Below are 25,873 nucleotides of genomic sequence, written 5' to 3' on the forward strand. Positions count from 1 at the left end.
GGAAGCTTATTTTATTGAAATTGGAAAATGTGGCAAGCACACATAACAAAGTTTTAACCAACTACAATAAAAATTTCCTATGCCAGAGAAAAAGACCAGCCAAGTTGCTGAAGTTATAAAATTCTCACTCCTTAATAAGGCTCGATTTGTTGCACCATCAATTGTAAACTCTGAAATCCACGAAACTGATTAATATCCAAACGGTATACCAGATGTACGCTGTGGGTATCAGGATGCCAGTCTTCATCGGTTTTGCCAAAGGCAATTGCATCGACTGGATAAGGGCAATCCTCTGCCTGTACGCGCATTTTCAGGTGTTTATTTTTCAGCACTTTCTTTTCCAGTATTTCAAAATTCCCATCAAATACCGGTTCTGGAAAGGCCTGACCCCAAGGGGTGAAATCACGCAGTAACTCGGCAAATTCAATGGTAAATGCGTTGGCGGGTAAACTGCCGTCACTGTCGATAATACCCTCTAAGGCCTTTTTATTGAGATGTCTGCGCACTTCTAAATCAAATTCAGTTTGAAAATGTTCCAATTGACTAGCGTGCAAACTCAAGCCTGCCGCCATAGCATGTCCACCAAATTTGCTCAATAATTGTGGATGACGGCTGTGGATATTCGCCAAACCATCGCGAATATGAAAACCCGGAATAGAGCGTGCTGAGCCTTTAATCTCTTCAGGATTTTCTTCATTGCTGGTGAATATAATCACCGGACGATGCCAGCGATCTTTAATCCTTGAGGCAAGAATACCTATCACGCCCTGATGCCAATTTTTATCAAACAAACATAAACCCAGCGGTAATTCACCACATTGTTCCAAATCCAGGCGCTGCAAGATTTCCAGCGCATCTTCCAGCATCTCACTTTCAACTGCGCGCCGTTCCTGATTAAAAATATCCAGTTGCGAGGCTTTATCCAGGGCAGTTTTTGGATCATCATCCAGTAAACATTCAATGCCATAACGCATATCGTCCATACGTCCGGCAGCATTGATGCGTGGCCCCAGATAAAACCCCAAATCACTGCTGTTTAAACGTGATTGCTCGCGTCCGGCAACTTTAATCAGTCCTTCAATGCCGGGACAACATTGACCTTTACGGATATGTAACAGTCCCTGATTGACCAATATACGGTTGTTCTGGTCCAGCGCCACCACATCGGCAACGCTACCTAGCGCCACTAAGTCCAGCCACTGCGCAAGATTAGGTTCGGCCCGGCTTTGTTGTTCAAACCAGTTTAATTCACGCAAGCGGGCGCGCAATGCAATCATCAGATAAAAAATAACCCCAACCCCGGCTAAGGATTTACTGGGAAATTGATCCCCCACTTGATTGGGATTGACAATGGCATCTGCTTCAGGCGTTTGCTCGCCTGGTAAGTGATGATCGGTAATTAACACTTTCATGCCGTGAGCGCGTGCTTGTTTGACCCCTTCAATGCTGGAGATACCATTATCAACAGTAATCAGTAAATCTGGTTGTAATTTTGCAGCTAAATCAGCAATAACCGGCGTTAAACCGTAGCCGTGTTTGGCGCGATCCGGTACCAGATAGTGAATTTTTTGAATACCCATGGCCTGTAATGCGCGTATCCCAACGGCGCAACTGGTCGCACCATCGGCATCAAAATCAGCCACAATCAATAAAGATTCCTGATGTTGCAGGCTATATACCAGGAGATCCACAGCACTGTTGATACCTTTTAACGATTGCCAGGGCAGCAATCTGGGCAGGCGATGATCCAGCTCATCCAAAGAAGTAATGCCTCTGGCAGCAAGGATACGTTGCAATACCGGATGTAAGCTATCGTCAAAATGATAAGTGTCGGGTGTAGGGCGTTGGCGGATTTTCAGTGTATTCATTGTTATTTTCAGGTAGAATTACGGGTTTTTTATTATATATTTGGAAATTAAACGGACTTAACTTCCCAAAAAATCAAGGGTAGCTCCCCACTTTTCCAGACGCTTAGGAATGGGAATTAAATGAAAACCGATGTCGGGAGTTATAAAATTCTCATTCCTTAACCAACAAGGAACCGTTATTGATGAGCAGCAGCGAAATATTACCTCATTGGAATTTACCCAAAGAAGATCAGGAATTTGACAGTATTTCATGTTCAATTCGTATTCTTTCAAACCCTCAACGTCTGAAAATTCTGTGTAAACTCGGTGATGGTGAAGCAGATGTACAAAATATCACTACCTATCTGGGGAGTAAACAAAGCAATATTTCTCAGCAGTTAAATCGAATGAAAGATCAAGGCTTACTGACTTCCCGCAAAGAAGCCAATCGGGTGTATTATCGTATTAATGATTTACGTACATTGCGCATTATCAGCATGGTGCGGGAAGTCTTTTGCCATAGCAGTTAAAGCTTCATTGTTTAGCGCGTATTTTTTCAGATAATTCCTGCATGCGCGTTTGGTCTAAGCTTGTCGTTTGATAACCGAGTCCACCCTGACCAATATTTTGCAGTTGCAGGTAGAAAAAAACACCGCTGCCAATAAATAGCAATAAAATGGTGACCATTGTCAGCATAAAAGTTTTAGATAAACCTTTTTTTTCCTTTTTAAGTGTCTGTCCGCCCTGTATCGGTACCGCTTCACTGGGCTGACTATTTTCATTTTGCAGTTCCCCGGTCAATACGGGTACAAAACCACCGCATTGTTTACATTTAAAGCCGGTTTTTCCGGCTGGAATTTGTGCAGGATCAATGGAATATTGAGCCTGGCAATCAGGACATTGTACTTGCATGATAATGATTTCCTTATGACGCTGGTTTAAGGCAATGCCTAACTTAAAGGATATACTGATTTATCGATATTTTCTTGTTTGCTTAATTATTTTAATTGATGCAAATAAGCTTCTGCCTGAGACACAATCGTACGCCGGTGAAATAAAAATTGCAGCCTGCCGCCACCTTTTTGTCGCCATAACATTGCAGAACGCACGCCTGCCAGCAATAATGCACGAATTTTATTGGCATTATCGGTACTTTGCAAATAATTAGGATTGCCATGCACATGGATACGATAATTAAAGGTACCGAGTGTTTGCGAATAAATTTCTGCCAGTTTTGCCAGCACATTGGCATGGGTTGGACTGCCAAAAACCTCTGTCTGGTAAATGGCCTGCTCAACACCAATACCTATCGCATCCAGTAAGTCTTCACGCCGGGATAAACGTTTTTCCAGAATAATCACGCCTAAGGTATAACGCATAACTTCCATATCCCGTTGCTGCGTATTATTCAGATAAAGCAATAGGGTATTTAACCCCGTTTCAACTCCGGCAAGCCCTCCGTAAACATCCGCTGTTGAGTCAGCTTCCAGTTTCAGTAAACTGCCAATACTGGTTTGAAAAACAGGCGTATCCATTTTGCCATTGCGCGCAAGCTGGCGCACCAGATCGGCTGCCTGCATAACGCCTGCTAAAGCCAGGGTAGATTCTTCAGAAGCATTTTTGAAAAAGGGTAAAAAATTTAACATAATCGAAATTGGGGGATTTGGTAAAAAAGAAAGATGTAGCATTTTAACATAGGGAGAAATAATATTGATTGTTTGATAAAGCAAACTCAGCGTCATCTCTACCAAAAAATACTTTTTCAGGGTATTATCCATCCTATTGTTTAGCTCTTTAGCCCCTGCAAACAAAATTTTGCAATGGTTCCATCAGTTCAATAACAGGATAAGTCGCTTATGTCAGATAAACACTATGACATCACCATTGTCGGCGGTGGATTAATAGGTATCAGTCTGGCTTGTGCTTTGCGTGGCAGTGGCTTGTCCATCGCTTTGATTGAAGCGGGCAACCTGAGCAAAGATAAGGCAACGCAAGCGCCAGATCATTATGATGATCGTGTTATTGCATTGGCTTATGGCAGCCGCTTAATTTATGAAAAAATGGGATTATGGTCTGCTCTGGAACCGGCAAGTACCGCGATTAAAGATATACATATTTCTGATCGCGGACATTTCAGTTTTTGTCGTTTACACAGCCATGAAGTGGGCGTGGCGGCACTGGGTTATGTGATTGCGGCGCGCGCGATTGGTGTGGGTTTGTTACCCGCAGTCAATGCTGATATTTATTCTCCGGCGCAAGCAGGCAAGTTACAGATTCAGCCTGATTATGTTGAACTGCCCGTCATTAACCGCGAAAATGCTGAAAAACACACCATTCAAACCCGTTTGCTGGTTGCTGCCGATGGCGGTCAGTCTGCCATTGCAAGGCAACTGAATATTGACATGGACAGTTACGAATACGGGCAAACCGCAGTAATTGCCAATGTCACGCTGGGCCTGCCACATCACAACCAGGCTTATGAGCGTTTTACCAACACCGGCCCCATGGCCTTGTTACCCAGAAATGAACAGGAAGCGGCCTTGGTGTGGACAGTCGGCAGTGAACAAGCCAAGCCTTTATTAGATTTATCAGAACGGGAATTTCTGGCAATTTTACAACAGCGTTTTGGCTGGCGACAGGGAAAATTTTTGCAAGTGGGGCAGCGCAGCGCCTTCCCGTTGGTGCGCAGCCAGGCCCGCGAAAGTTTTCGCCAGCGCGTGGTGGTTATTGGCAATGCCGCACACAGTATGCACCCGGCAGCCGGTCAGGGCTTAAATCTGGGGCTGCGCGATGTTGCCGCCTTAGCCCAACTGCTGCAACAGGCACAGAAAAATGCTACTGATGTTGGCGCAAACAGTCTGCTGAAAGCCTATGACCGCGCCCGCAGCCGCGACCAGGATCACATTATGAGCTTAACCGATGCTTTAGTGCGGGTATTCTCCAATGAGCAACCCTTGCTCACTGTAGGGCGTAATCTGGGCTTATTGGCCTTGTCGCATCTGCCGCCGCTAAAACGCCTGTTTATACGCCACACAGCAGGTTTAATGGGATCGGGGTTACGCTGATGGCAGAACACAGCCAGTTTCGCCTGCTTCGGGAAAGACGCTTTGCCCCGTATTTTGCCACCCAGTTTTTAGGCGCATTTAATGACAATGTATTTAAAAATGCGCTGATTATTTTAATTGCATTTCAGGGTGTCAACACCGAGATTAACAGCCACACTCTGATTAATCTCAGCGCCGGTCTGTTTATCCTGCCCTTTTTTTTGTTTTCCGCCACTTCCGGGCAAATTGCTGATAAATTTGAAAAATCCAGTCTGATTCGTATCATTAAAGGCCTGGAAGTCATAATTATGATGCTGGCAAGCCTGGGTTTTTATCTGGGTAGCCTGCCTTTATTATTGCTGGTTTTATTTTTAATGGGGACTCAATCCAGCCTGTTTGGCCCATTAAAATATGGTATTTTGCCACAGCAACTTCATCCTGATGAATTGATTGGTGGCAATGGTCTGGTGGGTATGGGGACTTTTCTGGCAATTTTGCTGGGCACCATCACGGGCGGGATTTTAATTGGTCTGGAACAAGGTGCTTTATTAATTTCAGGTACCGTCTTACTAATCGCTATATTGGGGTTTTTATCCAGTCAAGCCATTCCAACGGCAAAAGCCGTAGACCCCACGCTGCAAATCCGCTGGAATCCTTTGCTGCAAACCTGGCGCATTCTAAAATTTACCGCAGAAAGACACACGGTGTTTTTATCCGTGTTGGCAATTTCCTGGTTCTGGTTTTTAGGCGCAACTTATCTGGCACAGATTCCCAATTACACGCGCCTGCATTTAGGCGGTAATGAGCAGGTTGTGACTTTGCTGCTGACCCTGTTTTCCTTAGGCGTGGGTTTAGGCTCCATATTCTGTGAACGGCTTTCCGGGCATAAGGTTGAACTGGGTCTGGTGCCATTTGGTTCCATTGGCCTGAGTTTATTTGGCATTGATTTAAGTTTTGCCGAGGTCAGTCTGGCAAATCCTGAAAACCTGATGAATGCCAGCGCGTTTCTCGCTGCCAGCGGCAGTTTTCGCGTGTTGTTTGATGTGGGTATGATTGGTTTGTTTGGCGGTTTTTTTATTGTGCCACTCTATGCTTTAGTACAACAGCGCAGCAACCCCGCGCATTTATCCCGCGTTATTGCCGGTAATAATATTATCAATGCCTTGCTGATGGTGTTTTCCGCAGGTCTGGCTATTTTCCTGCTCAATGCCGGACTGGATATTCCACAATTATTTTTAACCATTGCCTTAATGAATATTGTGGTTGCCATTTATATCTATACTTTGGTGCCTGAGTTTTTTATGCGTTTTCTGGTGTGGATATTTATCCACCTGGTATATCGGGTGCAAAAAGAAAACCTGGATAAAATTCCCGATAAAGGCGCAATGGTGCTGGTGTGTAACCATGTCAGTTTTTTTGATCCACTGCTGATTGCCGGTTCCATCCGCCGTCCAGTACGTTTTGTAATGTATTATAAAATTTATCAGATTCCAGGTTTGAATTTTATTTTTCGCACCGCTGGTGCGATTCCCATTGCCAGCAACAAAGAAAATCCTGAAATTTTCAAGCAAGCCTGGGAGCGTATAGAACAAACCCTGAAGGCGGGAGAAGTCTTATGTATTTTCCCTGAAGGCAAAATCACCCGCAATGGTAATATTGGTAAATTCCGACCCGGTATTGAACGGATTATTGCAGAAAACCCGGTTCCCATTTTGCCGATGGCCTTATGTGGTTTATGGGGTACTTTTTTCAGTCGAGAAGGTGGTTCTGCCATGTCTCATTTGCCCCGTCACTGGATGACAAAAATCACCCTGAAGGCGGGTGAAGTGGTTGCACCTGAGCAAGCCAGCGCAGCATTTTTACAAACCCAGGTTGAAAATTTGCGTGCGGATAAAAAATAGCAGGGGCAGTGATATGATGTGCTTCAACGCAAGCAAACTGTATTATCCAATCACTATCTGTTTATGCCTAATCAGCTTATCAGCTTGCAAACCCAATGTCAGCAGCAGCACGGGCATTCCCCTGGTACAGGGAGAACTGGCAATTTATCTGACACCCAACAGCCAACAAAATCAGTTGTTACCTGATAATGATAAAAATGCCCTGCCCGTTGTATTTGCTCAGGTGCTGGATCAGGCCTTAAAAAACCAACCCTTGCTGCCCTGGTTCAAACCCTGGTCAAAGCAGTGGTATTACACCCGGCAGCCTTTACCGGAAAAAGACTGGCAAGTTTCTTTTAACCCCTTATCCTATCAATATCATGCTGATAACAGCGTGTTTTTACACCTGGACATCACAGTTTCCCATCCTTTTTATGCCACGCCTTTGTTTCAACAAAATTATAAAGCCCAAGGACATAGCCTGGATGCGCCTTATTATCAACAGGCTCAGTATCAGGTGCAATACAATATACTCAGGCAGGCTTCCGCCGATGCTTTAAGTCAGATATTAGAGCAGTTTCGTCAAGATCTGCCACAAATATTGCTACTGCAAGGATTTCCCGTGCAAATGCTGGAATCCGGGGTTTAATACAGGCTGCCTTGATTCCGTTCGTCTGACTATTTGTGAATTTGATACACTACGGCATCCGTAATTTAAAAAACCCTGTAATACTTTTTATCCAGTAACTTATCTCACTGACATAAAGATGACTAAAATGACTGCTTCAATCAACTTCCCGTTTATACGGCAATGCCTGATTTTATTATTTTTTTATGTGTTCAGCGCCCAGGTGCAGGCGCTGACATTTATCCAGGCACAAATCCATAATCAAAATGGCGTTTCCGGTTTGGCGGGAGCGACTTCCGTGGCCTTAAGTCCCGATGGAAAACAAGTGTATGCCACGGGCTTAAACAGTGACAGTATCGTGGTGTTCAGCCGTGATACCCAGGGCAGTCTGACTTTTCAGGAATCTCATGCCGAGGGCATAGCCAGTGTCAGCGGCATGAACGGGCCGAATCATGTGTTGCTCAGCCCGGATGGCAAACAGGTGTATGTTGCCAGCTTGCTGGGCAGCGCGATTGCCCAGTTTAATCGTGATACCAGCACTGGCAGTTTGAGTTTTATTGAAGCAGTGACAGATGGCGTGCGTGGTGCAAATGGTTTAACCGCCCCCAACCATCTGGCGATGGATAGCAACGGTTTACATCTGTATGTCACCTCCTCCGTGGGTTTATCAAGTTTCAGCCGTGACAGCAGCAGCGGGGCTTTAAGCTTTATCAGTCTGCAACAAAATGGTACGGGTGGGGTTACCAATCTGAGCGGTGCTAATTCTGCGGTGGTCAGTGGTGATGGCAAACAGGTTTATGCGATTGCCTTAGCCGATAATGCAATTGTAACTTTTAACCGTAATACGACTTCCGGCGATTTGAGTTTTGTCGGCAGTCATGTCAATGGCGTTGCCGGTATTGATGGCTTGGGTGGGGCTTATGATCTGGACATCAGCAACGATGGCACTTATCTGTTTGCCACCGGTTCTTCCGATAATGCACTGGTAGTATTTCAGCGTAATGTCGCTGATGGCAGCCTGACTTATCTGGAAACCCATTACAACGGCATTGCCGGGGTGACGGGGTTGCTCAGTCCTCGCGCAATTACCAGCAGTACCGATAACCAAAAAGTGTATGTGGGTAGTAACAGCAGTAACGCGCTGGCGATGTTTGACGTGCTGGGTAGCGCTTCCACCACTGGACACCTGAGTTTTATTGAAGCCCAGGTCAATGGCATTAACGGCGTACAAGGTATTGCCGGTATCAGTGATATTCAGCTAACGGCGGATAATTCTCAGCTCTATACTTCGGCGATTATCAGTCAGGCAGTTGCACTATTCAGCGCCAATGCCGCTGATTTATCACTAAGCATGAGCGCCCCGGTGCAGGGAGAAATCAATCAGCCACTGGTGTATTTATTAAAAGTCAGCAACCTGGGGCCGGAAACAGCCAGCGCGGTGACAGTGAATAATACCTTAGCAGTTACGGCGAACTTTGTTTCTGCCACATCCAGCCAGGGCAGTTGCAGTCATAACAGTGGGCTTTTAGTGTGCAGTCTGGGCAATCTGGCTGCGGGTAGCAGTATTGATATTAATCTGACCTTAAATACCAGCATTGCCGGGACTTTAAGCAACACCGCCACGGTCAGTGCGCCGGAACCGGATGTGAATCCGAATAATAACAGTGCAAGCGCCGCCATAGAGGTGGTGAGTAAAATTCCCTTAGCTGATCTGGCAGTAAGCCTGCAAGCTTCCCCCAATCCGGTGAATGCCGGTAGCGCGCTGGATTACAGTGCAAGTATCAGTAATCTGGGGCCGGATGCTGCGGAAAACAGTCAATTGCAATTTATCCTGCCTACTGGCACGACCTTAGACAGCTTCAGCGCCGAACAGGGCAGTTGTCAGTCACCGGTGGGTAATCAGGTTAATTGCACTTTGGGTACGGTGATGTCAGGGGTAGATACCCATATTCAATTTCGTCTGATTACGCCAGCCTTAAGTAGCACACTGGCAGCCAGCGTCAGTGTCAGCGCCGATCAAAGCGATCCCGACCCCAATAATAACAGCGCCAGTTTAAGTGTGGATGCCACGAATTTACAGACTGATTTAGAACTGCTCAGTTTGACAGCGGATAAAACCGATGTGGCGCTGGGGCAAACCTTATTGTATACCGCTGTGTTTGCCAATCCTGGCACCTGGGACACCAGTTCTATCAAACTCAGTCAGGTATTTACCCCGGCTAATGGCGTAATTTATCAAGCTTCCAACACCAATGCGCCCAATGCGCCTAATCCCGGTTCTCCTTGCGTGGAACGTGCACAGGGGGATATTGATTGCAGTCTGGGTACCCTGGATGCCTTGGGCAACCCACCCACTTTTGCATTACAAATTTCCGTCTTGCCTACTCTGCCCGGCAGTTTGTCGGCTTTGGCAGGTTTAAGTGCTAATGCCACCGATGTGCTGCCTGACAATAACGAACAAAGCCTGAATGTGAACGTCACTGGCGAAGCCACTGACGCGGAAGTCACTTTGCTTGCCGTGCCGAACCCCGCATCTGTCGGTAATCCCGTAGTATTTACTGCCACCATTCGTAATACCAGTGCTGACGGCACAATTACCGGTTTAACTCTGACCAGCAACGTGCCCAGCCAGACCCAGTTTATCGGTGCCTTGCCTGCGCAGGGTACTTGCTCGGAAAATGTCGGGCAAATTCAATGCGTGTTGGGTGACATCGCGCCGGAAACCAGCACCACGGTGGCAATCACCCTGAAACCCTTGACTGAAACGCCCATCCAACTGAGCGCCCAGATCGGCAGCACCAGTTTTGACCCCAATCCGGGGAATGATGCGGCTTCGCTGATAGTCAATGTCGGTCAGCCCAGCGTGGATTTGGCGGCAACCTTAAGCGCCACCCCGGAACCAGTGCTGGTAGGTGATGAGCTGACTTATCACAGCACCATTACCAACCAGGGGCCAGACCCCGCCAGCGCCGCTGTTGTCACCCTGAACTTACCCGCGAATGTGGTATATATCGCCGCCACGGTAGATCAACAAAATGCCAATTGCCTGGAAAACAGCGGTGTTGTGTCCTGCGTCCTGGGCAGCCTTGCCAGCAGTGCCAGCGCGGTGCTGGATATTCGCACCTTGTCACAGACTGTAACAACGCTGGAAGCCAGTATCAGCGTCAACAGCATTGAAACCGACCCCGATCTCAGTAATAACACGGCAACAGTCAGCAGCACGGTTTTTGGGCCTAAAGACCTGAGTTTTTATGCCGCTTATGTTGATGCCACCCTGGATAGTAACGGACAACTGATTACCGGCTTACAGGGCGTAACCCCGGTGGCGCTCAGTCCCGATGGCAAACACCTTTATGCGGGGGGCTTTTTGGCTAACGCGCTGCTGGTCATGGCGCGAGATGTCACTGATGGCACGTTGACGGTGATTGAAGTGCTGCGCGAAGGCGAGAATGGTGTCAGCGGCTTGAATAAACCAGCAGCAATCGACTTCAACGCAGATGGCAGCCAGGTCTTTGTTAGCGGCTTTGGCGGCAATACCCTGAGCCGCTTTGAACGCAATGCCAGCACGGGACAACTCAGCTTTGCCCAAGTTGTGCAGCCGGATACGCTGACTTCACCTTACAGTTTAATCAGTCGCGATGGTTTCCTGTATGTTGCCAGCCTGGGCACGGATTCCGTGCTGGTATTCCAGGCCAGTGATTTAAGTCTGCTGGAAACCCATAACAACAGCACGGGTGGACAAGGACTGAACGGCGTTAACACCCTGGCTATCAGTCCTGACGGCCTTCAGCTTTATGCCGTCAGTATGCTGGATCACGCGCTGGTCGTCTTTAACCGCGATGCTGCAAGCGGCAGCCTCAGCTTTGCCCAGGTATTCAGCAACGGCAACGGAGCCAGTGGCTTAAGCGGTGCTGATGGCCTGGTGGTCAGCCCGGACAACCGGCATATTTATGTCGCCGGGGGCAACGATAACAGCGTGGTTGCATTCCAGCGTGATTTGACCGCTAACACCCTCAGTTTTGTTGCAAGCAATACCAGCGGACAATTATTTGGTGTCGCCGGACTTGCTATTAACCCTGCGGGAAGCAACCTGTATGCTGCCAGCACCAATGCCAACAGCCTCAGCGTATTCACCCGCGACAGCCAAAGCGGAAAACTGGATTTAACCACACAGTTTTTTAATCAGCAAGACGGGGTTAGCGGTCTGGGCGGTGCGCGCAGTGTGATTGCCAGCAGCGACGGGCAACATATGTATGCTACGGGCTTAATCGATCATGCCATTACCTTGTTCCGTCTGCCCAGCGCAGACCTGCAAATCAGCGCAGAAGCCGCACCCGCGCAACCCAGCACGGGACAGGACATCACCTACAGCTTAACTGCCAGCAACACGGGGCTGGATGATGCTACGGGTGTGGTATTAACTGCCAGCCTCGATCCCGGCTTGAATCCGGTCACTGCAATATCCAGCAAAGGCGCGCCCTGCACCATCGCTGGACAAAACGTATTATGTCAGATTGGCGCGTTGCTGAAAAACACCCAGGCCAGTGTGACTATCACCGCAACACCGGTAGAACAGGGCGAATTAAGCCTGCGCAGCACGCTTAATGCAACCCAGGTAGACCCGGATGAAACCAACAATCAGAGCGTGTTGACACTGGATGTGCTGGGTACTGCCAACTTAATGATTAACATGACCACAGATGCGGCTATCGTCGCGCAGGAAGCCGATGTCACGTATCAGATTACCGTCACCAACGGCGGCCCGGATAGCGCCACCCAGGTGACTTTAACGAATATCCTGCCCGCCTCCTTAAGTTTTGTCAGTGGCAACTTTAACGGTCAGGCTTGTGTTGATAACAGTGGTGTCGTTACCTGTATTCTGGATATGCTGCTGACTCAGGCTGAAGCTTTGGGGGAAATCCGCCTGAAAACCCTACAGGCAGGCACGGTGCTGAATAACGTGGAAGTCACATCCGAGCAAAATGATCCCAGCCTGCCCAACCGCGCTACTGCCAGTATAGAAGTGGTGCTGAATGTGATTGATACTGACGTGGACAATACCGGACAAATCCTGAGTAACTACACCATCACCGAAACCGGTGTCGTGCGTAATGGCAGCCTCAGCGGTAATATTAATAACAATGGCCTGCTGGAAAATGTCACCGTGTTACCCGATGGCCTGATTACGGGTACAGGGCAGCTCAGCGGCATTATCAACAACCAGGGCACGCTTGAAAATGCCCGACTGGCAGCCAATACTGTTATTAATGGCGGCACTATCACAGGCATAGTTGCCGGTGATGCCAATGCTCCTGGTGCAGTCACGGCAACGATTGCCGCTGGTGCGCAGCTCAGCCATGTCCTGATTAACATCGGCTCGGTGGTTGATCCCGCTGCCGTGCTGGGCGCTGGCGTGCGTTTCTCCGATGCCAGTCTGATTCCCGCCGGAATTAACCTTAACGGCATCTTCTCCCTGCTGCACGAACCTTACACCCAGGCCTGGTCAGTGAATTTAAACCAGGATGTCACCCTCAGCGATCCCCCTTTGCTGGATGCCATAAATGCGCTGCCCATGCTCAGCGGTAACGGCATGGTGCTGGGACAATTTCCTTACGGGCATTTACTCACCAGCCTGCCACCAGGCGCAGTCAGCATGATTCCTTTACTGGTCAGCCAGATGCCCATTGGTACGCCTGCCGGGGTTGAAGTGAACAGCGATGGCAGCGTAATATTCACCACGCCCACCGGACGCAGCGTGCTGGCATTATCCGCATTACGTTCCCCGGAAGTCATGTCTGCCTTAATCACGCCGTTTGGCCTGACCATGCAGGCACAGTTTGATGGCAGCATTGATATTCCCTTAGCAGTGCTGGGCAGTCGCTTACACATGCGCCCGGACTTAGTGATATTGCCGCCTTCCGCACCGGATAACGGCATCATGCCGGGGGAATTCGCCATACTGCCCAGCGCCCTGCCGAATGTGCCTTTATATGCCTTGCTGTTTAACGATGAAGCCGGTACGCGCTGGCAACAGAATTTATACAGCAGCGCAATCGACAATAATGCCTGGACAGCCCTGGAAGCCATTCCCGGCATTGATGCCGTGACCTTGAATCTCAATGGCAGTCTCAGTGTATTATTAGGCGCGGACAGCCACGGCGGCATACTCGATTACACCATTTTGCCCGGTGTTGCCACTGGTTCACCCTATGTGGACTTGCAGCCAATCACCGACCGCAATGCTGATGGCGTGGCAGACCTTATGGTGATTTATCCCAATGGCGATCAACAAATATTGTTTTATCTGCCACCACCGGATTTAGCCGATGAAGTGCAGGCCATTCCTGTGGTACAGCAATTAGGTTTGCAGGTGAGTCGCACTGCGGAAAACTATCTGCAACTGGATCACCCCGCCACGGGCAATCGTTATATGCTCAACCCCGGCCCACGGGTTGATGCGCCCGCTGGCAGCGTGCCGAATATGACCATTAACCTTGATGGCAGTTTATTTTTTATCACGCCCGCACTGAAACAATTCAGCGCGCAACCCGTGGTGCAGAACCTGACCCTATTCAATCAGGCACTGAGTGGCTTAAACTTAGGCCCGGCAACGCTGGACAGCAATGGTAACTTAAGAATTGCTGATGGCGTGGTCAATCGGCAGATGGCGCGCCCCGATCCCTTATCCACTCTGGTATCCACTCTGGCACCGGTTGGCAGCGCCGCAGGCTTATCCTTGCAACCCAGCGGCATTCCCGGCATAGAAAACATGCAACTGGTTTTTGCCGATGAACAAGGCCACCTGCGCCAGCAACTGATATTCCCGGCCTCAGACAACCCCACAGCTCTAGCCGATTTCCTCAGCGCCCAGGCTGGCGTGACGGAGGTTAATTTCATCCTCAACGGTCAAGTGCAAATCAACGGCAGCAGTTCGGTTAATGGCATGCTGACCTATGCCGTCAACCAAAGCGGTACACCGGGAGCCATGCAGTTAACCCCGATTCCCGATGTCAATGGTGATACGATTGCGGACTTTGTGATTCATTATCTGGATGGCAGTACCCAGATACTGTATCGTCTCAACTAAAAAGCTTTCAGTGTGCGCTGCGCTCGCTTTATTGCTCATGATATGCTAAATTCAAAAAATTTTCTGGTTCACAAATAAGGATAAAAAGATGTTTGAAGCACTGGAGTTGGGCAGAAAAATTGCCAAGGAAGACTATAAAGCGCAGTTACCCGCGCTACGCGCTGATTTATTACAAGCACAATTTGCACTGAGTAAAACCAATCGCCCGGTCATTATTCTCATATCCGGCACTGATGGCGCGGGACGCGGCGATGTGGTGAATGTGTTGAATGAATGGCTGGATCCGCGTTTGATGAAAACAGTTTCTTTTGAACGTATTACTGAAGATAACCGCGAGCGTCCAAAATTCTGGAAATACTGGCAGAAAATGCCCGCGCGTGGGCATATCGGTGTCTTTTTTGGTGCCTGGTATGTCGATCCCATTCGTGATTATGCCTATAAAAATATTGACCAGGCCAAAATGGATGAATTGATGTCGCAAGCGCGGCGTTTTGAATCCATGCTGGTACATGATGATGCTATTATCATCAAGTTCTGGATGCACCTGTCTTATAAAGAACAGGTATCGCGTCTGAAAAAAATGGAAAAAGACCCCAACACCATGCGCCGCGTGTCTAAACGCGACTGGAAGCATGTTGAACTGCATAAAGAATTCAGCCATGCCGCAGAGCGCACCATTCGTCATACCGATACCGGGGAAGCCCCCTGGAATTTGATTGATGCAACGGATAAACGCTATCGCAACCTGGAAATCGGGCGTACCGTACTCAGTGTATTACGTAAACATCTGGACGCTGATGCGACACTTGCGGCAGCCAAGGAAGCCGAGGCACTGATTACGGAATCTGTCACTGAAGATGCCGGTACCACCGGCTCGGAACTGCCTGAAGATGCACGGCGCACCGTGCTGGATACAGTGGATTTAAGCCAATCACTGGACAAAAAAGAATATCGTAAACAACTGGAAACCTGGCAGGGTAATTTCAACCGCTTGTCATGGGCGGCGAATAAGGCCAAAATCTCCAGCGTGTTTGTGTTTGAAGGCTCTGACGCAGGCGGCAAGGGTGGCGCAATTCGGCGCATGACCCAGGCCACGGACGCACGTCTGGCGCAGGTGATTTCTACTGCCGCACCCACCGATGAAGAACGCGCCCACCATTATTTATGGCGTTTCTGGCGACATGTACCTTTAGATGGCACAATTACGATTTATGATCGTTCCTGGTATGGTCGCGTGCTGGTTGAGCGTGTGGAAGGTTTTGCCACCGAAGAAGAATGGGCGCGTGCTTATCTGGAAATCAATAATTTTGAAGAAATGCTGGTCGAACACGGTACATTAGTGATGAAATTCTGGCTGCATATCAGCAAGGAAGAGCAGTTGTACCGCTTTAAGGAGCGTGAAAAAGTACCCTATAAACAGCATAAAATTACTGATGAAGACTGGCGCAACCGCGAAAAATGGGATGATTACGCCCTGGCAGTGAATGATATGGTCGCCAGAACCAGCACCAATTACGCACCCTGGTTTTTGATTCCCGGTAATAATAAATATTATGCCCGTATCAAGGTACTGAAAAGCGTTTGTAAGCAACTGGAAAAACGCCTGGATGGGGAAATATAGCAAACTATCCAGGTAATAGGATAGTCCTCTATAAGTCGTGATTCAGGGATAACACCCCTTTAAATGGGTGTTACCCCTTGGAAGGACATATCATGCAACTAAGTATAACCCTACCCGATGAACTGGTGGTATATTTTCCAAATTTGCTCCAGGAAATCCCTGACAGGCACTCCCAAAACAAAACAAAACAAAACAAAACAAAACAAAACAAAACAATAAAATTAGATGAAAACTAATTAACGATGTAACTATAACCGCTAAATATAAAGGATTATTATGCTAAGTCGTTTATTCACCCCCCGTTCTGCCTCATTGGAAACCGTTGCAACGGTTGATTTAGGCTCTAACAGCTTTCATATGATCGTTGCCAATGTCAGTGATGGCAATATTCATGTGGTGGATAAATTACGCGAAATGGTGCGCCTTGCTGCGGGTCTGGATGAACAGAAAAATATTTCTCAGGAAGCCCAGGATAGAGCAATTGCCTGCCTGGAGCGTTTTGGACAGCGTTTGCGCGCCATGCCAGCAGGCAGTGTGCGTGCAGTGGGCACCAATACATTGCGCAGCGCGCATAATGCTGAAGAATTTCTTAACCGCGCTGAAGCCGCCTTAGGCCACCCGATTGATATTATTGCCGGACGTGAGGAAGCGCGTCTGATTTATCTGGGGGTGGCGCATGGCATGGACTCACCGCCGCAAGAACAGTGTCTGGTGATGGATATTGGCGGCGGCAGTACCGAGTTTATTATCGGTGAAGGCTTTGAGACGCGGCGGCGTGAGAGTTTGTACATGGGCTGTGTCACCATGAGCCAACGCTGGTTTGGCAATGGCAAAATTACAGCCAAAAATATGCGCCGTGCAGAAATTTCCGCGCTGTCAGAACTGCAACCGATTGCCGCAGAATATCGCGCGCGCGGCTGGCAGCGGGTCATTGGCGCATCGGGTACGATTAAAGCCATTGGCAAGGTGGTGGAAGCGGAAGGTTGGAGTGATGAGGGCATTACCCCAAAAGCATTAAAAAAACTGCGTGAAGCTTTAGTTGATATGGGGGAGATTGATAAAATTTCCCTGAAAGATTTAAAATCTGAGCGTTTCCCCGTATTTCCCGGTGGTGTTGCGGTCTTATCCGGTGCGTTTGAAGCTTTAAAAATTGAACACATGACGGTTTCTGACAGTGCCTTGCGCGAAGGTCTGGTTTATGAAATGCTGGGGCGTTTTCGTCAGGAAGACATTCGTACACATACCATTAAACACCTTCAGAAACGCTATAATATCGATACGGAACAGGCTAAAGCCGTTTCTGATACTGCGCGTTTATTGCTGGAAAAAGCCGCTGAAGACTGGAACCTGGAAATTGAAGCACCACAGCGTTTATTATGCTGGGCTGCGCAATTGCATGAAATGGGTTTGATCGTAGCGCATAACCAGTATCATAAACACGGTGAATACTTGTTGCTGCATTCTGATTTAGCCGGTTTTTCACGTCAGGAACAGACCTTATTGGCAACCCTGGTACGCGCGCACCGCCGTAAGCTTCCCACTGATTCTTTTAACAGCCTGCCGGAAAATGACCAATTAACGGCATTACGCTTATGTATTTTGTTGCGTATTGCGGTATTGCTCAATCGTAATCGCAGTCATGCACCCATGCCGGAATTTCACTTAACCGCCAAAAAATCACAACTCAATCTGGCCTTTCCAGAAGACTGGCTGCAAGCGCATCCATTGACGCAGGATGAATTGGAAAATGAGCAGCATTATTTGAGTAATACGGGTATTGAATTAGTTATAGAGAGCTATCAGTATTTTCTTTAAAAACCTTATGTTGGCTTCAGGTTCATTAAAATAACAGGAATAGAATAATGACAGACTGTGTAATTGTGGGTGCTGGCGTTATTGGTATGCTGACTGCTCTGGAACTGGCAGAAGCCGGACAACAGGTTGTTTTGCTGGAACGCCAACAGATCGGACGCGAGTCTTCCTGGGCCGGTGGCGGCATACTCTCACCCCTGTATCCCTGGCGTTATCCCGTAGAAATTACCGCTTTGGCACAATGGGGACAGGCACGATTTCCACAACGCTTGCAGGCACTGGCAGAAACAACGGGCATTGATCCCGAATTTATTCCCAGTGGTTTATTGATATTAGATGAACGGGAATTTACAGATGCTGCAACCTGGGCCAATCAATTTCAATACACTCTGGAACGATTACAGGCATCGGGGTTAAAAGATTGTGAACCACAATTAAATTCTGATTTTCAGCAGGCAATGTGGATGCCGGAAATCGGACAGGCCAGAAATCCACGACTGGTGAAAGCACTGCGTAAAGCGGTACTGGAACATGCCAATATCAATACTCAGGAAAATGCCAGGGTCATTGGTTTTACGCATAAAAATGGAAAAATTGAAGGGGTAAAAACCGAGACTGCACAACTGTCTTGTTCTTGTGTAGTGGTGGCTTCCGGGGCATGGAGCGGGCAGTTATTGGCAGAAATGGGTATCGCAATCAAAGTGGAGCCGGTGCGTGGGCAGATAATTTTATATAAAGCCCCAGCCGGTTTGATTTCCCATATTATTTTGCATGAAAACCATTATGTCATCCCCCGTAAAGATGGTCGGGTACTGGTGGGCAGCACTCTGGAAAAAGCGGGCTTTGAAAAACAAACCACCAGCCATGCCAGAGCAAAATTACAACAAATTGCCGCACAACTGGTGCCTGAGTTAGTCCAATATCCGATTGAACATCAATGGGCCGGTTTGCGCCCAAGTTCGCCGAACAGCGTGCCTTATATCGGGGAACATCCGCATTGTCAGGGGCTGTATGTCAATAGTGGGCATTTTCGTAATGGCGTGGTGCTGAGTCTGGCCTCCGTCCGTCTGCTGGCAGATATGATTTTGCAACGTCCACCGATATTAGACCCCGCGCCATACGCTTTAGAGGCTCCCAGAGTGGTGCGTTCCGAGCATTATTAAAACCTGACAGGTTTCCGTGAGAAATTAATTAATCGAGACAAAGCCGGTAGAATTCCCATAGCATTGAGGCGCATTAGTGCTTAAGTTTACTCATAAGGAACAGGAGTCTGTCAGACTCATAGCTAAACTTTAATATGGTTTCAAACTGGCACAGATGGCGCGCATTCTTTATAATTCCTATTTTACTGTTTCTAATGGATTCTGTTTATTTCGTCCCTGCAAGGCGTGATGAATGATATACCCAGCTAAGAATGTTGTCTTGGGCCTTATTTCGTTGTATCAACAGAAAACCTTATAAACGGGTATTTTTATACTTTCTCATAATTAAAGCGAATAGTGTTTTGACTTCTGATAATACCTCACCAAAAACTTTTCAGGGCTTGATTCTTGCCCTACAGGAATTCTGGGCCAAGCAAGGCTGCGTGATTGTCCAGCCCTATGACATGGAAGTGGGGGCAGGAACCTTTCACCCCGCAACTTTTTTACGCGCAATTGGCCCAGAGCCTTGGAGCGCCGCCTATGTGCAGCCTTCACGCCGCCCCACTGACGGACGTTATGGGGAAAATCCCAACCGTCTGCAACATTATTATCAGTTTCAGGTGGTGCTGAAACCCTCACCGCTGAATATTCAGGATTTGTATCTACAATCGCTTTCTGCACTGGGTCTGGATACGACAGTGCATGATATTCGTTTTGTTGAAGATAACTGGGAATCACCTACGCTGGGTGCCTGGGGTTTGGGTTGGGAAGTCTGGCTTAACGGCATGGAAGTCACCCAGTTTACCTATTTTCAACAGGTTGGCGGCCTGGAATGCCGCCCGGTGACCGGGGAAATCACCTATGGTCTGGAGCGCATCGCCATGTATCTGCAAGGCGTGGAAAGCGTGTTTGATCTGGTCTGGACCGATGAATCTGATTCCGGCATTGGTAATCGTATTACTTATGGTGATGTGTTCCATCAAAATGAAGTGGAAATGTCTACCTACAATTTTGAACATGCTGACACCGCCGCCCTGTTTAATTGGTTTGATACTTGTGAATCTGAAAGCAAGAAATTAATCGTAGCAGATTTACCACTGCCCGCTTATGAAATGATGTTAAAAGCCTCACATACTTTTAATTTGTTAGATGCGCGTCATGCCATTTCCGTTACTGAGCGCCAGCGTTTTATTTTACGGGTACGCACCTTGTCGCGCGCCGTAGCACAGGCCTATTATGACCGCCGGGAAACGCTGGGTTTTCCCATGTGCCAAAAAAATCAAGCCACGACTTCGCAACAGGAAGCAAAAGCATGAAGCATGATAGCAGCGAACAACAAACGGATTTATTGATTGAAATCGGCACCGAAGAACTGCCGCCAAAAGCATTGAAAAATTTATCTGAAGCTTTTGTTGACGGGATTTGCACCGGTCTTGAAAACCTGAAAATCAATTACCGCATGGCAACGCCGTTTGCAACGCCAAGGCGCTTGGCAGTGATTATTAAAGGTATTGATTGCCAGCAGGCGGCGCGTGATATTGAGCGCCGTGGCCCAGCCATCAGAGCAGCATTTGATGCCAATGGCGCACCCACCAAAGCGGCATCCGGTTTTGCGCGTTCCTGCGGCGTGGAGGTTGCAGCGTTGGAAACCATCAAAACCGATAAGGGTGAATGGCTGGTTTTTCGCAGCGTTGAGGCAGGCAAGGCCACAGCAGAGCTGATTCCCGGCGTGGTTGAAGATGCCCTGGCAATACTGCCTATTCCCAAACGGATGCGCTGGGGCAGTAATGATTTTGAATTTATACGCCCGGTACACTGGATTGTTTTATTACTCGGAGATACGGTCATTGAAACCGAAATCATGGGTATTAAAGCAGGGCGGGAAACCTTTGGACATCGTTTCCATCATCCACAAGCCATATCCCTGGATAATGCCAGCGATTATAACCGGGTACTGGAACGAGAAGCCCATGTGCAGGCCGTGTTCTCCACCCGTCAGGCTAAAATCAGTATTTTAGTGCAGGAAGCCGCAGAATTAGTCGGCGGTTTTGCGGTGATTGATGAAGACTTGCTAACCGAGGTCACCAGTTTGGTGGAATGGCCGGTTGCCGTCACCGGACAGTTTTCTGAAGAATTTCTGGAAGTGCCGTCAGAAGCTTTGATTGCGGCGATGAAAGGCCATCAGAAATATTTCCATGTGGTCGATGAAAATCAAAAGTTATTACCTTATTTTATTGCCATCAGTAATATTGAAAGTCAGCAACCGGAAGTGGTGCAATCAGGCAACGAGCGTGTGATTCGCCCACGTCTTGCCGATGCGCGTTTTTTCTGGCAACAGGATTGCGCCAACAGTCTGGAAAGCCGTCTGGAAAAACTCAAAACCGTGGTATTTGAAAACAAACTCGGCACGCTGTATGACAAATCCTTGCGGATTGCAGAATTATCTGGTTATATCAGCAAACATCTGGAACTGGATGAATTGCTGGGCATACGCGCCGGACAACTCTGTAAATGTGATCTACTGACGGAAATGGTGGGGGAATTCCCGGAATTACAAGGTATCATGGGCGAATATTATGCCCATCATGATCAGGAAAACCCTCGCGTTGCCAATGCCATTGCTCAGCATTATATGCCGCGCCACTGGGGTGATACGCTGCCGGAAAGTGGGCTGGGACAAGCCGTAGCCCTGGCAGATCGCCTGGATACCCTGGTGGGTATTTTTGGCATTGGCAAAGCACCAACCGGTGATAAAGATCCCTTTGGCCTGCGCCGCGCTGCGATTGGCGTACTGCGCATTCTGATTGAATGCGGTCTGCCTTTGGATTTGCGGGAACTGCTGGACAGCGCAGTTGCCAGTTATGCCGAAGGCAGTCTACACGCAGATGTTGATGATCAGGTGTATAGGTATATTCTGGATCGACTGCGTGGTTATTATCAGGAGCAAGGGGCTGGCGCTGACAGTATTGATGCAGTTTTATCCTGTCTGCCCAGCAATTTGCTGGATGCAAACCTGCGTATTATCGCGGTTGAGGATTTCCGCCAAAAACCCGAAGCCACCAGTCTGGCAGCAGCAAATAAACGCATTCACAACATCCTCAAAAAAGTAACGGATCCGATTCCTGAGCAGGCCGATCCCACCTGGTTTAAAACTGCACAGGAACGCAATCTCTATGATGCCCTGCAAAATGTTACGCAGCAGGTGCAAAATGAAATTGATGCCAATGATTATCAGGCGGCACTGGGTATACTCTCAGGCTTACGCGATGTGGTGGATAATTTCTTTGATGAAGTGATGGTCATGGATGAGGATATGCAAGTGCGTCATAATCGTCTGGCACTGTTGCAGAATCTGAGCACCGTATTTTTACAGATTGCGGATGTTTCACGCTTGCAAATGTGATAATTTAAAGCCTCATTGCACACCTATATCGACATGCTTAGGAGTGAGGATAAAATAAATACAGAAACTGGGCGCAGGATTTTTATTCATTTTCAAGGCGTGAAAACAGGCGCATAGCAAGCTATGTAACTGTTTTCAGAACGCAGAAAATGGAGAAAAAGACCAGCCAAGTTGCTGAAGTTATAAAATTCTCGCTCCTTAGGCTTCTTTTTCGGCCCCAGCATGTCGTTTAGCGGTGGCCTGAGCATGTCCAGAGTCTCCATCTGGGTCTTCCCGGTATTCAATGCCTGTTGCGCAAAAGCGATAACACCCGATAATACTTCTTTGACAACCTTTCGTTCCCGTTGACCTTGCGTGACTTGCCCTTCTGCAAAATCAAACTTTCCAGATTCAGCATCTGGAAAATGTCCTTCATCTTCAATTTGACGCACAACATCAACGGCTATCTCAGTGATTTTTCGATAAGCTTTGCGGTGCGCCTCATAATGCAGCAATTCTAATATGCGTTCACGCGCTGCATCCAGACTACCGTATTCCTGTCCTGCTGTGGCCTTCAAGTAGGTTTTCTCCTTCAAAATCGTGTGATAGCCATTATTTTTGAATTTTGACAAGTACTTTAGCATGGTCTAATTTTATTAGGACAAAGATAACTTTTAAAAAATCTACCACCATGAATTGCTGTTAAGTATGCAACATCAGGATGAACAAAGGAGTTAATAATGTCCATATCATCTATGTTCAGCAACAAAACCAGTCGGCGGGGGTTTATTAAGTTTTGCAGTTATATTGCTTCTGCCCTGGCACTGCCCGCTTCGCTGGTGCCTAAAATCGCCGCAGCATTAGAACGTAAACCCCGCTTGCCGGTGATCTGGTATTCCTTCCAATCATGCAGCGGTTGCACGGAATCTTTGAGTCGGGCACATGCGCCAACACTGGAAGACCTGATTTTTAATTATCTCTCGCTTGATTTCCACGATGTATTACAGGCCGCCTCCGGTGAAGCTGCGGAACAAGCCTGTGAGCAATCCATGCGTGAACATCACGGGCGCTATGTACTGGTGGTTGAAGGCTCAATTCCGTTGGGTGCCAAGGGCGCATATTCGGTTTGTAACGGGCTTAGCAGCCTGGAGCAACTCAGCAAGGCGGCAAAAGGCGCGGCGGCGATTGTAGCAATTGGTAGTTGTGCCAGCTTTGGCGGACTTGCCCGCGCTGTACCCGATCCTACCGGGGCGCGCAGTGTTGCCGAGCTTATGCAAGATGGTCAGATTATGAAAAAGCCACTGATTAATCTGCCCGGCTGTCCGCCACTGCCTGTTGTGATAAGCGCCACCCTGGCTCATTTTATTGTATTTGGTAAATTACCTGAACTGGATGGAGAAAATCGCCCACTTGCTTTTTATGGTAATACGATTCATGCGCGTTGTTCACGTTTGTCTTTTTTCCTGCATGGGCAATTTGCTGAAAGTTTTGATGATGAAGGTGCGCGTAAAGGCTGGTGCCTGTTTAAGCTGGGTTGCAAAGGGCCATCTACACATAATGCCTGCGCCAGTTGTAAATGGAACGGTGGCGTAAGTTTTCCCATTGACAGTGGGCATCCCTGCATTGGTTGCAGTGAACCGGGTTTCTGGGATAGCAAGGGGTTTTATCAACCCATTCGCGGCAATGTTCCGCTTCACAGCTAAAGCATAATATTTAAAACCGCAGAAATACTGGAAAACTGGGTTTTCAGTACATTTTGTAAAATCAGGGAAATATTGCTAATGATGCTTGAGCACAATTTTCTATTGTATTTCTGTACTTAGGAGCGAGAATTTTATAACTTCAGCAACTTGGCTGGTCTTTTTCTCCATTTTCTGTGTTGTGAAAACAGTTACATAGCTTGCTATGCGCCTGTTTTCACGCCTTGAAAATGAATAAAAATCCTGCGCCCAGTTTCAGTTCTTATTTCATCCTCATTCCTTATAAAACGCTGTCTACAGCATTTTTATTTTTATACTTCTGGAGATTGTTATGAAATATTTACCAAGATTGGGGTTAATTATGATATTTATCAGTTTTGGCAGTGCCTGGGCCAGTCCCGGTATCAGCTATGTGCCACTGCCCACCACCCACCATAGCAGCCGTGATGGAATGGGGGTGTTTTATCATAAAGAACATGGTGGCATGGAATTATTAACGGGCGTACCTTATGAGGATTTACAATGCAAAAACTGTCATCATAAGTCCGGTAAGCTGCCTAATGGCAAGCCTTTGCCCTATGCCTATAAATCAAGTTGCGAGGATTGCCATAATTTTTATGAAAATCCCAGTGTAAAATCACCGGATGTATGCCTGGAGTGCCATAGTCGACAGCGTTCAGAATTAGCCTATTTCAAACAATTACCTGAACCCAAAGATCTGGACTGGCAGGATGTGCATTTTCGTGAAGGCATGACCTGCATTTCCTGCCATACCGGTGATCAGCTTCATGACAGTGCCGATAATCAGCTTTCCATGTTAGATCCTCGCGGTAATGATGCCCGCTGCGAGGATTGCCACGAACCGGATCGATTAACGCCTGATAACCATGCTTTGCACGGTGATCGGGTTGCCTGTGCGACTTGTCATATCAAGTCGGTATTTACTTGTAATAACTGTCATTTTGATACTGAACTTGCGGTACAAGGTAAATTCAAACGCGCCACTGGCAAAGAGCGTGACTTTATCATGCTGGTGAATCGGCGTGGCTACGGTCCACGCGGTAATGATCAGGTACACCCCGCTACTTATCAATCAGTGGTGTATCAGGGTAAAAGTTTTTATACCATTGCGCCATTTTTCTCACATACCGTCATGCAAGAAGCCCATGAATGTAAATATTGCCATGATAGTCAAGCCCTCAAGGAATATGATGACAGCGGAAAAATTACTGTCAGCAAATGGAGTAAAGAGAAAAATAAACCTCTGGTCAGCAAGGGCATGATCCCGATTCCTCCAGACTGGCAACGTGCTTTACAGTTTGATTTTGCAGATTTCACGGGTAACTTTAACAAACCAGGACAAAAGGATAAGTGGAAATTTCTCAAGAAAGGTGCGGATCTGATGCAGATGTTCCCAGATTTTGTTTACCCGCTGACTAATACGCAACTCGATAAACTGCGGGTACCAGCAGATAAACTGCCCCTGACCAAGCAAAATGTACTGAAACGGCGGGGTATAGATCTACCCGGACTCAAGTCTGGTTTTACTTCCAAACCACAAGCTGTCCCCCCTAAAGTTTCACCGGGCAAGGAACTGCCTCATAACTAAACAACCACCCGCTAAAAGACGGGTGGGTTAGAGCATTTGGCGGCTGAAAGCCGAGATACAGGGCGGACAAGCCCTGTTGTTTAGCCCCAACGGGGCGCATTAATATAGCCAAGGGCAACGC

At 47.8% G+C, this 25,873-nt stretch carries 16 protein-coding genes; 12 read left to right on the forward strand and 4 right to left on the reverse strand.

What is annotated here, in order from left to right; all coding sequences use genetic code 11:
* Window positions 1–131 precede the first annotated feature (131 nt).
* Complete coding sequence (gene recJ / locus QUF61_RS12090; RefSeq protein WP_289681900.1) at window positions 132–1,868, reverse strand: single-stranded-DNA-specific exonuclease RecJ; 1,737 nt, start codon at window positions 1,866–1,868, stop codon at window positions 132–134.
* Between the two features lie 182 nt (window positions 1,869–2,050).
* Between recJ and QUF61_RS12095 the strand changes: the two genes are divergently transcribed.
* Window positions 2,051–2,377, forward strand: a complete 327-nt coding sequence (locus QUF61_RS12095; protein ID WP_103919049.1) for an ArsR/SmtB family transcription factor — start codon at window positions 2,051–2,053, stop codon at window positions 2,375–2,377.
* Between the two features lie 4 nt (window positions 2,378–2,381).
* On the opposite strand, the gene QUF61_RS12100 is transcribed toward QUF61_RS12095, so the two are convergent.
* Both QUF61_RS12100 and hflD read right to left on the reverse strand, forming a co-directional pair.
* Window positions 2,382–2,759 carry a DUF7836 family putative zinc-binding protein gene (locus QUF61_RS12100; RefSeq protein ID WP_289681903.1) on the reverse strand — a complete coding sequence of 126 codons (378 nt, stop codon included), beginning with the start codon at window positions 2,757–2,759 and terminating at the stop codon, window positions 2,382–2,384.
* Between the two features lie 86 nt (window positions 2,760–2,845).
* Window positions 2,846–3,625 carry a high frequency lysogenization protein HflD gene (hflD, locus tag QUF61_RS12105; protein ID WP_289681905.1) on the reverse strand — a complete coding sequence of 260 codons (780 nt, stop codon included), beginning with the start codon at window positions 3,623–3,625 and terminating at the stop codon, window positions 2,846–2,848.
* Window positions 3,626–3,703: 78 nt separating this feature from the next.
* Here hflD and ubiH point away from each other — a divergent pair, with 78 nt between their 5' ends.
* The 9 genes from ubiH (at window position 3,704) to glyS (ending at window position 22,464) form a co-directional block, all read left to right on the forward strand.
* Window positions 3,704–4,912: a 2-octaprenyl-6-methoxyphenyl hydroxylase gene (ubiH, locus tag QUF61_RS12110; protein WP_289681906.1), complete on the forward strand. Its 1,209-nt coding sequence runs from the start codon at window positions 3,704–3,706 to the stop codon at window positions 4,910–4,912.
* Window positions 4,912–6,792, forward strand: a complete 1,881-nt coding sequence (locus tag QUF61_RS12115; protein WP_289681908.1) for an MFS transporter — start codon at window positions 4,912–4,914, stop codon at window positions 6,790–6,792. Before ubiH ends, QUF61_RS12115 begins: the two co-directional genes overlap by 1 nt.
* 13 nt (window positions 6,793–6,805) lie before the next feature.
* Window positions 6,806–7,420 carry a hypothetical protein gene (locus QUF61_RS12120; protein ID WP_289681909.1) on the forward strand — a complete coding sequence of 205 codons (615 nt, stop codon included), beginning with the start codon at window positions 6,806–6,808 and terminating at the stop codon, window positions 7,418–7,420.
* Window positions 7,421–7,547: 127 nt separating this feature from the next.
* Window positions 7,548–14,486: a beta-propeller fold lactonase family protein gene (locus QUF61_RS12125; protein ID WP_289681910.1), complete on the forward strand. Its 6,939-nt coding sequence runs from the start codon at window positions 7,548–7,550 to the stop codon at window positions 14,484–14,486.
* Between the two features lie 88 nt (window positions 14,487–14,574).
* Window positions 14,575–16,107 (forward strand): polyphosphate:AMP phosphotransferase, encoded by a 1,533-nt coding sequence (pap, locus tag QUF61_RS12130; RefSeq protein WP_103919090.1) that lies wholly within the window; start codon window positions 14,575–14,577, stop codon window positions 16,105–16,107.
* Window positions 16,108–16,383: 276 nt separating this feature from the next.
* Window positions 16,384–17,922, forward strand: coding sequence for an exopolyphosphatase (gene ppx / locus QUF61_RS12135; protein WP_103919154.1), 1,539 nt, complete (start codon window positions 16,384–16,386; stop codon window positions 17,920–17,922).
* A gap of 47 nt (window positions 17,923–17,969) precedes the next feature.
* Window positions 17,970–19,082 carry a glycine oxidase ThiO gene (gene thiO, locus QUF61_RS12140; protein WP_289681912.1) on the forward strand — a complete coding sequence of 371 codons (1,113 nt, stop codon included), beginning with the start codon at window positions 17,970–17,972 and terminating at the stop codon, window positions 19,080–19,082.
* A gap of 341 nt (window positions 19,083–19,423) precedes the next feature.
* A complete protein-coding gene (gene glyQ / locus QUF61_RS12145) occupies window positions 19,424–20,377 on the forward strand; it encodes a glycine--tRNA ligase subunit alpha (protein ID WP_289681914.1) in 954 nt (317 codons plus the stop codon).
* Window positions 20,374–22,464 carry a glycine--tRNA ligase subunit beta gene (gene glyS / locus QUF61_RS12150; protein WP_289681915.1) on the forward strand — a complete coding sequence of 697 codons (2,091 nt, stop codon included), beginning with the start codon at window positions 20,374–20,376 and terminating at the stop codon, window positions 22,462–22,464. Before glyQ ends, glyS begins: the two co-directional genes overlap by 4 nt.
* 92 nt (window positions 22,465–22,556) lie before the next feature.
* Here glyS and QUF61_RS12155 read toward each other — a convergent pair whose 3' ends face one another.
* Window positions 22,557–23,075, reverse strand: a complete 519-nt coding sequence (locus QUF61_RS12155; protein WP_289681916.1) for a hypothetical protein — start codon at window positions 23,073–23,075, stop codon at window positions 22,557–22,559.
* Window positions 23,076–23,183: 108 nt separating this feature from the next.
* On the opposite strand from QUF61_RS12155, the gene QUF61_RS12160 reads away from it, so the two are divergent.
* On the forward strand, window positions 23,184–24,146 hold the full coding sequence (locus tag QUF61_RS12160) for a hydrogenase small subunit (RefSeq protein WP_289681917.1): 963 nt from the start codon (window positions 23,184–23,186) through the stop codon (window positions 24,144–24,146).
* A gap of 328 nt (window positions 24,147–24,474) precedes the next feature.
* Window positions 24,475–25,752, forward strand: coding sequence for a cytochrome c3 family protein (locus QUF61_RS12165; RefSeq protein WP_289681919.1), 1,278 nt, complete (start codon window positions 24,475–24,477; stop codon window positions 25,750–25,752).
* Window positions 25,753–25,873 lie beyond the last annotated feature (121 nt).

Origin of the sequence: Candidatus Venteria ishoeyi, assembly GCF_030378065.1 — a bacterium.
GTDB classification, from domain to species: domain Bacteria; phylum Pseudomonadota; class Gammaproteobacteria; order Beggiatoales; family Beggiatoaceae; genus Venteria; species Venteria ishoeyi.

What these genes read in the sequence shown, in the direction of transcription:
- QUF61_RS12125 (WP_289681910.1), top strand. Translation starts at nt 7,548, where the DNA reads ATGACTGCTTCAATCAACTTCCCGTTTATACGGCAATGCCTGATTTTA.
- thiO (WP_289681912.1), top strand. Translation starts at nt 17,970, where the DNA reads ATGACAGACTGTGTAATTGTGGGTGCTGGCGTTATTGGTATGCTGACT.
- QUF61_RS12115 (WP_289681908.1), top strand. Translation starts at nt 4,912, where the DNA reads ATGGCAGAACACAGCCAGTTTCGCCTGCTTCGGGAAAGACGCTTTGCC.
- glyS (WP_289681915.1), top strand. Translation starts at nt 20,374, where the DNA reads ATGAAGCATGATAGCAGCGAACAACAAACGGATTTATTGATTGAAATC.
- ubiH (WP_289681906.1), top strand. Translation starts at nt 3,704, where the DNA reads ATGTCAGATAAACACTATGACATCACCATTGTCGGCGGTGGATTAATA.
- QUF61_RS12120 (WP_289681909.1), top strand. Translation starts at nt 6,806, where the DNA reads ATGATGTGCTTCAACGCAAGCAAACTGTATTATCCAATCACTATCTGT.
- ppx (WP_103919154.1), top strand. Translation starts at nt 16,384, where the DNA reads ATGCTAAGTCGTTTATTCACCCCCCGTTCTGCCTCATTGGAAACCGTT.
- QUF61_RS12095 (WP_103919049.1), top strand. Translation starts at nt 2,051, where the DNA reads ATGAGCAGCAGCGAAATATTACCTCATTGGAATTTACCCAAAGAAGAT.
- hflD (WP_289681905.1), bottom strand. Translation starts at nt 3,625, where the DNA reads ATGGATAATACCCTGAAAAAGTATTTTTTGGTAGAGATGACGCTGAGT.
- pap (WP_103919090.1), top strand. Translation starts at nt 14,575, where the DNA reads ATGTTTGAAGCACTGGAGTTGGGCAGAAAAATTGCCAAGGAAGACTAT.
- QUF61_RS12100 (WP_289681903.1), bottom strand. Translation starts at nt 2,759, where the DNA reads ATGCAAGTACAATGTCCTGATTGCCAGGCTCAATATTCCATTGATCCT.
- QUF61_RS12160 (WP_289681917.1), top strand. Translation starts at nt 23,184, where the DNA reads ATGTCCATATCATCTATGTTCAGCAACAAAACCAGTCGGCGGGGGTTT.
- QUF61_RS12165 (WP_289681919.1), top strand. Translation starts at nt 24,475, where the DNA reads ATGAAATATTTACCAAGATTGGGGTTAATTATGATATTTATCAGTTTT.
- recJ (WP_289681900.1), bottom strand. Translation starts at nt 1,868, where the DNA reads ATGAATACACTGAAAATCCGCCAACGCCCTACACCCGACACTTATCAT.